Here is a 12,699-nt window from a genome sequence, read left to right on the forward strand (position 1 = left end):
TTAAGTATCTGAAGTTTATTGGTTTTGTCGTCAAAGGCAAACATCTCGTATTGGCAGTCAAAATTGTGGTAGGCTAAAAAACACGCCAATAACACAGCATAGTTAAATGAAACAGGTAGGACCGAAACGCAAAAATATTTTAATCACTGGCGCCAGTTCAGGCATTGGGGAAGAGTTGGCCAAACAGTTTGCCAAACTAGGCAGAAACTTGGTTTTATGCGCCCGTCGCGAGCAACGGTTAACCGAATTAGCCGAGCATTTACAACACAGTTATCCGACAATTAGGGTGTTGGTATTTGCTTTAGATGTGAATGATGAGCAACAAGTGTTTTCTGTGTTTAGTCAAGCTGCAGAGCAACTTGGTGGACTTGATCGCATTATTGTTAATGCCGGTATTGGCGGTGGCAAAATGATCGGCTCTGGCCACTATCAACACAATAAGCGGATCGCAGAGACCAACTTTATTGGCGCGTTAACACAATGCGAAGCGGCGATGGAAATCTTTCGATTACAAAACCATGGCCATTTGGTGACCATGTCCTCGATGAGCTCAGAAGCCGGCCTTGGCAATACTATGACGGTTTATGCAGCAACGAAAGCCGCATTAAAATCAATGGCACAAGGTATTGCCATTGATACCCTTTCGACACCGATAAACGTCACCTCAATTCACCCTGGTTATATCGAAACGGAAATAACCAATCACAACAAAAAATTGCCATTTATGGTCGATGTGCACAGCGGATGTAAGCAAATTGTCAAGGCTATTGAAAAAGAGGTCGGCAATGCATTTTTACCATGGTGGCCGTGGGCGATTATGCGTTATGTATTATTACTCGCTCCAAATTGGCTGCTACGGCGCTTTAGTTAAACGAAAACATAACCGACTTAAACAGAGATTGATATTCGCGTTGAACAGCACAGGTGAACGCCACTGATTAATACCTAATTTTTTTTGCAAAAAATAAGCGCCTAGGTCGTAAGGTACGTTCCTAAGCGCTTAGGGGGGAACTGTATTGCTGTGTCGCGTTAGCGATATATTTCATTTAAAAAGTAACCGCATAGACATAGGCTAAATCGGTGATTTCACTCTCGCCGAGGCGCTGCTGCAAATGATTTGCTGTTTTATATGCGCCTGCATCTTCCGCAAAGTTAATAATGTTATCACCGTTACACACGACGTTTTGGGCAACCGTTTTTTCATTTAGGCGAAAGCTTTTAATGGTGCTTCGCATATCGCTTAAATCATTTGATTGGGCTGATTTGCAGACTTGCACAAGGGCACTTTCAATGTATGGGTCCATAGTGCTATCGGCATTGGCTTGAACTGATAAAGTCATACTGGTTGTCATTAAAGCTACTAAAGTAAGTGTTTTCATTGTTGCTCTCCACATAGGTTATTCTGTTTCAATCTGTTTAGTTGCGTTCTGTTTCGTTACGTTGTTTTGCTGTTGTGTTTTACCGACGTTGATTAACAGATACTGCGTTGTTCGCTGTTGATATAATAATGACCTATTTTTGTTTAAAGTTTGTTAACGAAAGAGCCAGTGAATGTAACAAAAAAAGCAGCCGTTAATTTTGTTTGCTTTTTGTATAATGCATTGATATTTAATGCTTTTTGTTTGGTTTTTGAGGCTTTGAATTGATTGGCGTTGACACAAATAGTTACATCCAGTGGCAAAACTGACTGGCTTGAGGGAGCGGGTCAGCGACCAATTGCTGGTAAACTGCGATAAGTGAATAAGAGAAAATAAAATTAATCCTAGATGACAGGCATAAAACCTGTTAAATTACTGTATAAATATACACTTACTGAAACAATTCACACAAATTGGCAAAGCTCGAGTGGTTTTTAACTTGCTCTAGTTGCGTTGATTTGACGGTTTAGAAGGGAAATACGATGGCTGTAGAAAGTCGCTTTGTAGTAGTTCGCAATGGGGTGGAGGTTAATACGTTTATGGACAAAAAGGCTGCCGATGAGTACGACAAAATGCTCGATATGGCCGATAATTTGTCGGTGTTACTCGATCAATCAACATTGGAACTCGATGAGCAAACAGTAGAAGACATTAGTATCTTTTTAGCGAAAAATCGCGAACAGGTATTGGTATCTCTGCTGGCCAAAAAACCAAAACCTGAGACAAAAAAATCTACCAATGCATCGGTTGAAGTTAAAAAAGCTAAAGCCGCAACTAAAAAATCAGCAGTTGCTGACGATGCAAAAGCTTAATTTGTGTCCACCAATATTGCACTAGCACGGACATGAATGACATAGCTTATCAGTTGATAAAAAGCGCTCGTCGCAAGACCATCAGTTTACAGGTCAAGCAAGGGCAGGTGAGGGTGCTGGCTCCGCAAGGTGTTAGTGATGATTATATCCACCAGCTCGTCATTGCCAAGGGAGAGTGGCTGCGACAAAAAATCGCCTTACAAGGTCAATATCAAGCGCCAAGGCGCAACTATCAATCGGGACAACTATTTTACTACGGTGGCGCGCCGTTGAGGTTGTCGGTGACAACTGGCAGCGCTTTGCAGGTGACGGTTATCGGCGATCAACTGCAGCTGACGTTAACCGCTAATCACACTTGTTCGACAGAGCAGCAGGTTAAAAGTCAACTGCACCAGTGGTACAAAAAGCAGGCGCAGCAGCAGTTATTAGAACGCATCAAAATATGGCAACAAGCGACTGGTTTGGTCGCCGACAAGGTTACCGTACGCTACTTTAAAACTCGTTGGGGCAGTTGTGATGCCAGCGGGCACGTCAAGCTTAACTGGCTTCTAGTCATGGCGCCAAGTTGGGTTCAAGACTATGTCGTTATCCACGAGTTATGTCATTTAAAGCACCTAAATCACTCGCGCCAATTTTGGCAACTGGTGAACCAATTTTATCAACCGATAGAGGATGCTAAACAGTGGTTAATAACCCACCAGCAGCACTTGTATTGGCAACATAGCCACACCTAACCAACGGTCCTATAAAGCTCTGGGGACTGCAGTCGCTCGTCATGCAGTTTTATATCGCGACATTCTCTACAGCCTAACCTGATTGACTACAACGGAATTAATAATGTTAATTGTTTGTAAATTCCGTCTTGACAGACATTACCGGCTAAGGCACAGTGAAACTATGAAAGTATTTATTCGCCTCACCGACATCATGCTTATTACCACCATTGATATGACAATGGCGGTCGGTGGCTAGCGTGTAAATTATCAAATCAACAGCAAAGCCCGTAACCGACCAAGGTACGGGCTTTTTTATTTATGGCATTGGGCTTTTGCATTATGTGTTAACGACAACGTTGGGTGAGGGAAAATACTATGAGAGTGATAAAGTTTGGTGGGTCGTCTCTTGCCAACGGGCAGCGATTTAATACCGTGTGCGATATTATTGAGGCGAAAAGCCAACAAGCACCGGTGGCTATTGTGGTGTCGGCACCACAGGGGGTGACCAATCATTTGTTGGCGATGACAGAGTATTTGCACAGCGACTCGATTGAGCAACAACTCGAACAGTATCAACACCTCGTTAATGGCATATTTGATCAGTTAGATAATCTACCACGGCCGTTTAATCGCCACCATGCGGAGCAGGCATTTGCATCGCAAAGTCAAAAGCTCAAGCGTTGGTTAAACGGAGCTGCGATGCTCGATTACTGTCCCGATCACATCCGCGCACAAATCATTTGCACAGGCGAGCGATTAAGTGTCGCGATATTAGAAGCGCTGTTAAATACAGATCAGCAAACGATCGCTGTTTTTGAGCCTGAGCTGTTCTTGCGCACCAATGAATCGTCGCTTGACGCCGTAGCCGATTTGGTATTAGCCAGACAATTGTTCTCAGAACATTACAGCGAACGTCATCGCATTAGCGTAATGCCTGGGTTTATTGGCGTTTCACCATCGGGAAAAACCACCACCTTGGGGCGCAATGGCTCTGATTATTCGGCCGCCGTACTCAGTGTCTGTGTCAATGCGCAATGCTGTGAAATTTGGACAGACGTTGACGGTGTGTACAACGCCGATCCAAGATTGATCAAAGACGCCAGCTTGTTAGAACATTTATCGTATCAAGAGGCTATGGAGCTGAGTTATTTTGGCGCCAAAGTGTTACACCCTAAAACAATAGGGCCTATTGCTCAGCATCACATTCCTTGTTTGATCAAAAATACCCTAAATTTAGCCGCCAAAGGCACTCTTATTTCAGATACAAGCCAAGTTACCAAGCAAGTTAAAGCCATATCAAATCTCGATGAACTGACCATGATTAATGTTTCCGGACCGGGAATGAAAGGCATGGTCGGCATGGCCAGTCGCATATTCGCGTGTATGAGTAACGAAAACATTTCTCTGGTGCTGATCAGTCAGTCGTCATCAGAGTATTGCATTAGTTTTTGTGTCTACTCTCGCGATGCGTATCGCGCCCAGCAAAGCTTGCAAACGGAATTTGAGTTAGAGCTGCTCAATCAGTTACTCGATCCCATCGATATGCAATCTAATTTATCTATCGTGTCTTTAGTGGGTGATGGCATGCATCATCAAAGAGGGGTTGCGGGAAAGTTATTTAGTTCGCTGGCGCAAGCTCGGGTCAACGTTATCGCCATTGCCCAAGATTCATCAGAGCGCAGTATTTCTGTGGTTATTGAACAGCGAAAAAGTACGGATGCATTAAAGGTGTGTCACCAAAATTTCTTTTCTAAACGTCATACGATTGATGTGTTTATCGTCGGCTGTGGTGTGGTTGGCAGTGCGCTACTCACCCAAATAGGACGTCAGCAAGCGTCGTTAAAGAAACAAGGCATCGACCTGAAGGTCTATGGTATAGCCAACTCAAAGGGGGTGGTATTTAACCGCGATGGGATTTGCACCAGCGAGTGGCAAACAGAATTTTCGCAAGCGGTAGATTTGAAAAAGGAGTTTAGTCCATTAAGTGTCAGCGTGGTTAAAGACTTTGTGCGCGAACAACACCTGATTAATCCTGTATTGGTTGATTGTACCTCGGATAGTGCGTTGAGTCGTCAGTATGTCGATTATCTCGATGAAGGCTTTCACGTTATTACGCCAAATAAAAAAGCCAACACCGACAGTTGGCAATACTACCGCCAGCTAAGGGATGCGGCGCGTAAAACCAATCGCTTGTTTTTATATGAAACCAATGTTGGAGCTGGGCTTCCTGTCATTGATACCTTGCAAAAGCTATTTCAAGCAGGCGATAAATTAGTCCAGTTTGAAGGGGTGTTATCGGGTTCCTTGTCTTACATCTTTGGTCAACTAGACCAAGGGGTTAAGTTTTCAAAAGCAACTCAAATCGCCAAGCAAAACGGGTTTACCGAACCCGATCCAAGAGATGATTTAAGCGGCATGGACGTCGCTCGAAAGTTACTGATCATGGCACGCGAGGCGGGCATGGCGTTAGAGCTAGAACACATAAAAGTGGCCCCCATTTTACCTGATAACTTTGATACGTCAGGTTCGGTTGACGACTTTATGCAACGCTTGTCTGAAGTCGATGATTACTTTGTCGATAAAGCTTCAAGTGCACAGCAGCAGGGCAAACGCTTGCGTTATGTCGGTAAAATTGTCAATGGTGAGTGTCAGGTATCTATCGAAGCCGTTACCAGCGATCACCCGTTGTATGCGATCAAAGACGGTGAAAATGCGCTATCTATTTTAAGCCATTATTATCAACCAATACCGCTAGTGCTTCGCGGATACGGAGCTGGTGCAGACGTCACCGCTGCGGGGGTGTTTTCCGATATATTGCGAACTCAGGCGTGGAAACAGGATATCTAATGACAGTAAAAGTATTTGCACCAGCCTCCATTGGCAATGTCAGCGTTGGCTTTGACGTGTTGGGAATGGCTATTCGTCCGATATCAAATGTCTTATTGGGCGATATAGTCAGTGTCGGTCAGAGTGATTGCGAGCATAACCAAGTATTTATCAATGGTCAGTATGCTCACAAGTTACCACAGCAAGTGTCAGACAACATAGTGTTTAGTTGTTTACAGCGGTTTGAACGGGCGCTACAACAGCGAGATATTGAGACAATGGCGGTCGAACTTTGTTTAACTAAAGCTATGCCAGTTGGCAGTGGTCTTGGTTCGAGTGCTTGTTCAATTGTTGCGGCCCTAATGGCACTTAATGAATTTTATCAGAATCCGTTCAACGACGCACAATTGCTATCGATGATGGGCGAAATGGAAGAGAAAATAAGCGGTAGCTTGCATTACGACAACGTTGCTCCCTGTTTTCACGGTGGGTTGCAGTTAATGGTCGGTGATCGACAAAAAATTTGCCAAACCCTACCTGCTTTAGATGGGGTATATTGGATTATGGCGTATCCCGGTGTTGAGGTGTCAACTCGCGCTGCACGAGAGGCTCTACCCGAACATTACCCACGCCACACAGTAATAGAATTTGGAACCAATTTAGCCAGTTTTGTCGATGCTTGCCATCGACGAGATACCACCCAGGCGTTGTCGTATGTTACTGATGTCTTGGCTGAACCTTATCGCCTTGAGTTAATTCCAAAGGCCGAACTGGTCAAGAACTATGTGCTAGACAACGGCGCCCTGGCGGCTGGAATTTCCGGTTCAGGACCAACCTTATTTGTCGCCTGTGACACGTTGTTATCCGCACAGCAATTAGCCGCGTATTTAACTGCGCATTATCTTCAAAGTGATGCCGGCTTCGTGCATATTTGCCAAGCCGATGTACAAGGTGCGCGAGTGATTTAGGGGAATCTAATGCAATATTATAATTTAAAACATCCACAGCAAACGTTAGGTTTTAGCCATGCAGTAATGCAAGGTTTGGGCAAAGATAGAGGCTTGTTTTTTGCTGAGCGCATACCGACGTTCAGCGACATTGATCAGCTCTTGTCGATGCCAATGGTTGAGCGCAGTGCGAAGATTTTGTACCCCTATGTGGAACAGGACTTTAGCCAAGCAGAGTTGTTGCAACTGATCAGTCGAGCCTTTAACTTTTCGGCACAAGTACACGCGATAGACGAGAACATTGCCACATTAGAGTTGTTCCACGGTCCGACGTTGGCCTTTAAAGACTTTGGTGCCCGTTTTATGGCGCAATGTCTGCGAGAATTTAGTAAACAGCGAGCTACGCCACTAACAATTTTAACTGCGACATCAGGTGACACCGGTGCGGCGGTCGCTCATGCCTTTTACGGTATGGATAATATCAATGTCGTTATCTTATACCCCAAGGGCAAGATAAGTTTGTTGCAAGAAAAAATGTTTACTACCCTCGGTGGTAATATCAAAACGCTGGCGGTCGACGGCAGTTTTGACGACTGTCAAAGCTTAGTGAAACAGTGCTTTGACGATGAACACCTGGTGCAACAAGTTGGCCTTAATTCGGCGAATTCAATTAATATATCGAGATTGTTGGCGCAAATTTGCTACTACTTTGAAGCCGCTGCACAGGTTAAACGACAGCGTGGCCGTTATGATGATTTAGTTATCTCAGTACCCAGTGGTAATTTTGGTAACTTAACGGCAGCAATGATGGCTCAAGCGATGGGGCTGCCAATTAAACGCTTTGTCGCTGCGACTAACGTCAACGATACGGTACCTCGATATTTGCAAACCCGTCACTGGCAACCTCAGCCGACCGTTGCAACCTTATCGAATGCGATGGATGTTGCTAAACCGAATAACTGGCCTCGTGTCGAGCATATGTTAACCAACCACATAGTGGACGCTAACTGTTTAACGTCTATCGCCATCGATGAAGAGCAAACGCAAATAGGGATGCGACAACTGAACCAACTCGGTTACATCAGTGAACCTCATGCGTCGGTTGCGTATAAAGCGTTAAAGTATCAAATCGAAGCGGATGAATTTGGCATCTTTCTCGGTACCGCTCATCCAGCGAAATTTAAAGATTCAGTAGAAAGTATTCTCGGTACGCCGATTGGGTTACCAAAAGAGTTAGCCGATTGTGCCACCGAAGAGATATTATCCGTGCCTATGGCAAACGACTTTGCTAAGCTACGGCAGTTTTTAACCAGTAAATAGTGTGAGCTTTATGAACCATTGGCAAGTATTTTTGCAACAACAACAAGCACAGCCTTACTTTAAAGCGCTACAACAAAATATTGCCAAACAACGGGCTGCGGGTGAGATGATTTACCCTCAGCCCAGTTGCGTTTATCGAGCGTTTGAACTCACTCCATTTGACGCGGTAAAAGTGGTTGTATTAGGACAAGATCCTTATCATGGCCCCAATCAAGCCCACGGCCTTGCCTTTTCAGTAGAACACGGCGTACGAGTACCGCCGAGTCTCAACAATATGTACAAAGAACTCACCACCGACATCGACGGCTTTACTGCGCCATCACACGGAAATTTAACGGCTTGGGCGGAGCAAGGGGTGTTGCTACTCAACACGGTATTAACGGTGCGCCAGGGGCAAGCTCATTCGCATGCCAAGATCGGTTGGGAAACATTTACTGATCGGGTGATCGAAGAACTCAATCAACATCGCGACAATCTGGTGTTTATACTGTGGGGCAAGCACGCCCAAAACAAGGGCAAGCAGCTTGATAATAAACGTCACCTTATTTTGTCAGGAGCACATCCATCGCCTCTGTCAGCCTACCGAGGCTTTTTCGGCTGTAAACACTTTTCCAAAACCAATCACTATTTGCGCCGACACGGAATCGAGCCCATCAATTGGCAATTGACAGAGCCCCGTTGTGACGAGCAACAGGGCCGCCTATTTTAGTCATGTCGCAGGCGCTTATTGCTGATGCGCCGAATCAAAATAAATGATCATCTCTGCGGCAACACAATGGCAGTCGTTGGCGCAAATGGTACAGGTATAACCGTTTTTGCTGTCTTCGTTCCACTTGCCCGGGTGATCTTTTACCAGTTGTCCATCGCACTTAGTAAAGTATTCGACTGCACTGTTGCCAGGGCTTTGGCGCCACAAGTGGCTTACCCCCGCTTTAGCGCCTTGTGCTTGTAATGCTTGAACAGCTCGCTTTAACAAGGTCGAGCCAATACCGCAGCGCTGATAGTTTTCATCGACACTATTACATTTAAAATACGCTGTTTGCTCTATCGGTGTGCGCCAAGCTGTTGGCGTGTACCATTTATCAAGGGTAAATTGCTGCGCCGCAAAGGTTATGCGAAAGCCGACCAGTTTGTCGCCGTGATAAGCGACATAGTTGGCGTTGATACCGTCTTTGATACCTTGTTCGAACCATTGCTTCATTTGTTGCGCATTGACATAACCGTGTCCGTGAATGCGGTTGCCCAGTTCGATTACGGCGTCAAAATCAGCCGTTTGCATTGCTCTGTAAATGATGTCTTGTTTCATATTCACTGTTGTCGTCTTCACAAGGCCTGATAGTATATAGTAAATTTAACTTTGTGGTGTGCCCTATCTGCGCAAGCACATCAAAAAAAGGACGTATGTGCTATGTATGACCCTCTCATTGAACAAGCTATTGCCAGTGGTCAAGGCTATCCAGATAGTTACTGGGCAAGTGTAAGTGGCGAACCACCGGTGAGCAAAGACCGCTTAACTGAGGATTTAGATACCGATGTGGTGATTATCGGTGCTGGCTATACCGGGATGTCATGTGCGCTTCATCTTCAGCGTGATTTCAACATCACACCCGTGGTGATCGAGGCCAATCAAACCGCTTGGGGATGCAGTGGCCGTAATGCCGGCTTTATATTAAAGTCAACCGGTCGCAAGTCGTGGACGCAAATGCAAAAACACTGGGGCGATCCGGTGATGCGCATGGTTTATCAAGAGGCGGTTGAAGGTGTTGAGCGGGTTCACGGATTTATCAATGAGGGCATTGATTGCGATGTTCAGCAACCGGGCTACATCCGCATTGCTCACAAGCCCAATAAAATGCGTGAGCTTGAAGCTCAAGCATCGCTGCTAAGCTCAATGTTCGGTTACCACGTTGATATTTTGTCTCGCACTCAAGTGCACCAGCAGTACATGAACGATGAAAACGCCCACGGTGCAATACGCTTTGAAGACGGTGTGGGCATTAACCCGTTAAAGTTGGCGTTTGGCTATCACGACTTGTTGAATAAAGCTGGCGTCGATGTCTATACCAACACTCCTGCCGTGTCGATTGAGCAATATGGCAATCGCTATCGAGTCATCACCGAACACGCCAATATCAGCTGTGACAAAGTGGTGATCGCCACCAATGGTTATACACCAAAGGGGTTTGACTCGAGTGTGGCTAATAAAACCTTACCGGTATTATCACAAATTATAGTGACTGAGCCATTGACCGAGGCTCAACTTCAAGCGTGTAACTTCATTACTTCCAATGTGGTGATGGATACGCGAGCGTTGAAATACTATTACCGAAAATTGCCAGATAACCGTATTTTATTTGGTGGCAGAGGGGCTATTACCGGTAAAAGTGCTGATGATCCGTATTATGCAGAGCGATTATTGCAGGAGCTAAAACGCAGTTTTCCACCACTCGCTGACGTACGCTACCAGTATCGCTGGTCAGGTTGGATATGCATGAGCTTAGATGACATTCCCCATATCGCCCAGGCCGAGGGCAGCAAGGGCATTTTTTATGCGATGGGATATTGTGGTAACGGCGTGTCATTTGCGGTGCAAGCTGGAAAGCGCCTCGCTGATAAAGTCGCAGGTAGAGCGGTGCCAGATATTCCCTTGTACAACCGCCAGCTCGTGCCTTTTCCTATGCCGGCGTTTCGGCGCATCGGACAGTGGGCGTATTTTCACTACGGTAAGTTTGCCGATCAATTTTTATAGGAAACCTAGCAGACACCAGCTTGGAGGTGACTTCAGCGACAAAATAAAAAGGTCTTATTTTGTCTAACACTCTAATAAGATTGGTGAAAAAAGCTTGACCTCGGGGCTCGCAATTATTAGCGTAGGTAGATATTGCAAAGAGTAGTAGATCAATACGAGCGTGTTGGTAACACTTTTTGTGTCGTGCAATATAGCAACCGTACAATACTAAAAAGACTGAGTTAATCAATATGCCAGACAACAAAACCATGAATGTAACCGTTATTTACTTTGATAGTGATACACTTGAACTCAAACACCACATAGGTGAATTTCCGGTATTAGCTGAAGGTAGAGTGGTGTTATCCGACCAATTTAAAAACGGTAAATCTATTGTTGCGGTTTGCGAGGGAGAGCACCAACCTCTTGATATTGAACTCAATAATAATAACGATAGTGCTTGGTTGTAATCGCATTAACAATTGAGCCAAGGGGAAGGTGATAAAAGCCATGCAAGTAACTGTAATATACTATGAAACTGTTTCACTCGAGCTGTTACACGAGGTTGTTGATTTTGAGGTAAACGAACAGGGAGCGGTGATTGTGCCACCTGAGTACCAGCAAGAAAAGTCGATTATCGCTGTGTACGAAGGTGAGTTGAATATTATCAATAAAGTGGGTGAGCGGGTTGATTTTATCGAACCCGTAGCGGTTTGAACAACCGCCACTAACACCGAGTGAATGCTACTGTAAGTTTTCACCGGTTTTGTGAGCATTTTTGCAGGCAGTACTTATGCTGTGCGGTTATTCCACATGGGTAAGTCAGAATGCGGTGAAAATGCTCAATAAACGCAGACCTGCGGATTCGGTTATTGAATTCGCTTAAACGTCATTTCTCATTGTTGCTCGTTCGTTTGCAAGAACCATACTTTTCTCGCAATGCCTCGGTTAAATCCCGTTTAATTCGAACTACATTCATACCTCAACTAGGTAGCAACGTGTCTTTTTATAAAGGCGGCGATATTATCGGCAATGGCGTTTATTAGTCGCTGTTGTGCCTGTTGCGACCCCCAAGCAATATGAGCCGTAATGTATAAGTTCGGGTGTTGATAGGCAATTAAAGGGTGTTCATCCGTAGCGGGTTCGGTATCGAGTACGTCGAGTATGACCGCATCCAACTTGCGACTTCGCAACGCCTTTATTACCGCATCATTATCAATGAGGCCTCCTCTTGCGGTATTGATGAGAATGGCGCCTTTTTTCATTATCGCAATACTGTGTTGATCAATTAACGCTTGGGTTTTATCGGTGAGTGGTGCGTGCAAACTGACCACATCAGCAACGCTCAAGGCTTGTTCAAAGGGCATCCTACCAGGGCGAATTGAATGAGCATCGCGTCGCTCTGCGATAATAACATGCATCCCAAATGCTCGAGCAATCGTTTCTACCGAACGAGCAATACTGCCGTAGCCAATAAGGGTTAAGGTTTTACCTGACAGTTCGTGAATCGGTGTTGTAAAGTGGCAAAACACATGACTTTTTTGCCACTCACCACGCCTGACATTAGCGACATATTCTGATGTTTTTTGCATGTGTTCCAACAGCATAGCGAATACGTATTGGCTGACTGATGAGGTCGAATATCCCTCCACATTGTTGACTGAAATTCCCCGTCGCCTCGCTGCTTCTGTGTCTATATTGTTGGTGCCGGTTGCCGCCACACAAATTTGCTTTAAGTGCGGTAATTGCGCCATGATCTCATCGTCAATTACCACTTTATTGGTAATAATGATATCGGCATAGCGACTGCGAGCCACTACTTTGTTAGCCGGCGTTGAATCAAAATAGCTGATATTAGTAAGCGAGGTTTCGATAGGTGAAAAATCAATGTTCTCGTTGATGGTACTCTTGTCTAAAAATACTGCGCGCATG

The 12,699-nt window shown here is 45.1% G+C and carries 14 protein-coding genes; 11 read left to right on the forward strand and 3 right to left on the reverse strand.

The window, feature by feature from the left end; genetic code table 11:
- The first annotated feature begins 106 nt into the window (after positions 1 to 106).
- Positions 107 to 871 carry an SDR family oxidoreductase gene (locus ACAY30_RS03155; RefSeq protein ID WP_290250891.1) on the forward strand — a complete coding sequence of 255 codons (765 nt, stop codon included), beginning with the start codon at positions 107 to 109 and terminating at the stop codon, positions 869 to 871.
- A gap of 175 nt (positions 872 to 1,046) precedes the next feature.
- Here ACAY30_RS03155 and ACAY30_RS03160 read toward each other — a convergent pair whose 3' ends face one another.
- Positions 1,047 to 1,379: a DUF3718 domain-containing protein gene (locus tag ACAY30_RS03160; RefSeq protein WP_290250890.1), complete on the reverse strand. Its 333-nt coding sequence runs from the start codon at positions 1,377 to 1,379 to the stop codon at positions 1,047 to 1,049.
- A 521-nt stretch (positions 1,380 to 1,900) separates the two neighbouring features.
- Between ACAY30_RS03160 and ACAY30_RS03165 the strand changes: the two genes are divergently transcribed.
- From ACAY30_RS03165 to ung, 7 genes are all read left to right on the forward strand, one after another.
- Positions 1,901 to 2,230 carry a YebG family protein gene (locus ACAY30_RS03165; RefSeq protein WP_290250889.1) on the forward strand — a complete coding sequence of 110 codons (330 nt, stop codon included), beginning with the start codon at positions 1,901 to 1,903 and terminating at the stop codon, positions 2,228 to 2,230.
- Positions 2,231 to 2,262: 32 nt separating this feature from the next.
- Positions 2,263 to 2,964: a M48 family metallopeptidase gene (locus ACAY30_RS03170; protein ID WP_290250888.1), complete on the forward strand. Its 702-nt coding sequence runs from the start codon at positions 2,263 to 2,265 to the stop codon at positions 2,962 to 2,964.
- Between the two features lie 103 nt (positions 2,965 to 3,067).
- Positions 3,068 to 3,202: a hypothetical protein gene (locus tag ACAY30_RS03175; RefSeq protein ID WP_290250887.1), complete on the forward strand. Its 135-nt coding sequence runs from the start codon at positions 3,068 to 3,070 to the stop codon at positions 3,200 to 3,202.
- A gap of 119 nt (positions 3,203 to 3,321) precedes the next feature.
- A complete protein-coding gene (thrA, locus tag ACAY30_RS03180) occupies positions 3,322 to 5,793 on the forward strand; it encodes a bifunctional aspartate kinase/homoserine dehydrogenase I (RefSeq protein ID WP_290250886.1) in 2,472 nt (823 codons plus the stop codon).
- Entirely contained in the window at positions 5,793 to 6,740 is a 948-nt protein-coding gene (gene thrB, locus ACAY30_RS03185) for a homoserine kinase (protein WP_290250885.1), read from the forward strand. The genes thrA and thrB overlap by 1 nt, the downstream gene beginning before the upstream one ends.
- A 9-nt stretch (positions 6,741 to 6,749) precedes the next feature.
- A complete protein-coding gene (thrC, locus tag ACAY30_RS03190) occupies positions 6,750 to 8,039 on the forward strand; it encodes a threonine synthase (protein ID WP_290250884.1) in 1,290 nt (429 codons plus the stop codon).
- Between the two features lie 10 nt (positions 8,040 to 8,049).
- Positions 8,050 to 8,748, forward strand: a complete 699-nt coding sequence (gene ung / locus ACAY30_RS03195) for a uracil-DNA glycosylase (RefSeq protein WP_290250883.1) — start codon at positions 8,050 to 8,052, stop codon at positions 8,746 to 8,748.
- Between the two features lie 15 nt (positions 8,749 to 8,763).
- Here the strand turns inward: ung and ACAY30_RS03200 are convergent, their stop codons facing one another.
- Positions 8,764 to 9,345 carry a GNAT family N-acetyltransferase gene (locus ACAY30_RS03200; RefSeq protein ID WP_290250882.1) on the reverse strand — a complete coding sequence of 194 codons (582 nt, stop codon included), beginning with the start codon at positions 9,343 to 9,345 and terminating at the stop codon, positions 8,764 to 8,766.
- Positions 9,346 to 9,447: 102 nt separating this feature from the next.
- On the opposite strand from ACAY30_RS03200, the gene ACAY30_RS03205 reads away from it, so the two are divergent.
- The 3 genes from ACAY30_RS03205 (at position 9,448) to ACAY30_RS03215 (ending at position 11,484) form a co-directional block, all read left to right on the forward strand.
- Positions 9,448 to 10,788, forward strand: a complete 1,341-nt coding sequence (locus tag ACAY30_RS03205) for an FAD-binding oxidoreductase (protein ID WP_290250881.1) — start codon at positions 9,448 to 9,450, stop codon at positions 10,786 to 10,788.
- Positions 10,789 to 11,018: 230 nt separating this feature from the next.
- The gene (locus ACAY30_RS03210; RefSeq protein ID WP_290250880.1) at positions 11,019 to 11,237 is read left to right on the forward strand and encodes a DUF2375 family protein; all 219 of its coding nucleotides are present in this window, start codon (positions 11,019 to 11,021) and stop codon (positions 11,235 to 11,237) included.
- A 40-nt stretch (positions 11,238 to 11,277) separates the two neighbouring features.
- Complete coding sequence (locus tag ACAY30_RS03215; protein WP_290250879.1) at positions 11,278 to 11,484, forward strand: TIGR02922 family protein; 207 nt, start codon at positions 11,278 to 11,280, stop codon at positions 11,482 to 11,484.
- 269 nt (positions 11,485 to 11,753) lie between these two features.
- Here ACAY30_RS03215 and ACAY30_RS03220 read toward each other — a convergent pair whose 3' ends face one another.
- The gene (locus ACAY30_RS03220) at positions 11,754 to 12,698 is read right to left on the reverse strand and encodes a D-2-hydroxyacid dehydrogenase (RefSeq protein ID WP_290250878.1); all 945 of its coding nucleotides are present in this window, start codon (positions 12,696 to 12,698) and stop codon (positions 11,754 to 11,756) included.
- Between the last annotated feature and the right edge of the window lies 1 nt (position 12,699).

This window comes from Thalassotalea ponticola, from assembly GCF_041379045.1.
Classification (GTDB): domain Bacteria; phylum Pseudomonadota; class Gammaproteobacteria; order Enterobacterales; family Alteromonadaceae; genus Thalassotalea_A; species Thalassotalea_A ponticola.

Coding starts and splice junctions, on each gene's coding strand:
- ACAY30_RS03155 (WP_290250891.1), top strand. CDS start 107: ATGAAACAGGTAGGACCGAAACGCAAAAATATTTTAATCACTGGCGCC.
- ACAY30_RS03160 (WP_290250890.1), bottom strand. CDS start 1,379: ATGAAAACACTTACTTTAGTAGCTTTAATGACAACCAGTATGACTTTA.
- ACAY30_RS03165 (WP_290250889.1), top strand. CDS start 1,901: ATGGCTGTAGAAAGTCGCTTTGTAGTAGTTCGCAATGGGGTGGAGGTT.
- ACAY30_RS03170 (WP_290250888.1), top strand. CDS start 2,263: ATGAATGACATAGCTTATCAGTTGATAAAAAGCGCTCGTCGCAAGACC.
- ACAY30_RS03175 (WP_290250887.1), top strand. CDS start 3,068: ATGTTAATTGTTTGTAAATTCCGTCTTGACAGACATTACCGGCTAAGG.
- thrA (WP_290250886.1), top strand. CDS start 3,322: ATGAGAGTGATAAAGTTTGGTGGGTCGTCTCTTGCCAACGGGCAGCGA.
- thrB (WP_290250885.1), top strand. CDS start 5,793: ATGACAGTAAAAGTATTTGCACCAGCCTCCATTGGCAATGTCAGCGTT.
- thrC (WP_290250884.1), top strand. CDS start 6,750: ATGCAATATTATAATTTAAAACATCCACAGCAAACGTTAGGTTTTAGC.
- ung (WP_290250883.1), top strand. CDS start 8,050: ATGAACCATTGGCAAGTATTTTTGCAACAACAACAAGCACAGCCTTAC.
- ACAY30_RS03200 (WP_290250882.1), bottom strand. CDS start 9,345: ATGAAACAAGACATCATTTACAGAGCAATGCAAACGGCTGATTTTGAC.
- ACAY30_RS03205 (WP_290250881.1), top strand. CDS start 9,448: ATGTATGACCCTCTCATTGAACAAGCTATTGCCAGTGGTCAAGGCTAT.
- ACAY30_RS03210 (WP_290250880.1), top strand. CDS start 11,019: ATGCCAGACAACAAAACCATGAATGTAACCGTTATTTACTTTGATAGT.
- ACAY30_RS03215 (WP_290250879.1), top strand. CDS start 11,278: ATGCAAGTAACTGTAATATACTATGAAACTGTTTCACTCGAGCTGTTA.
- ACAY30_RS03220 (WP_290250878.1), bottom strand. CDS start 12,698: ATGCGCGCAGTATTTTTAGACAAGAGTACCATCAACGAGAACATTGAT.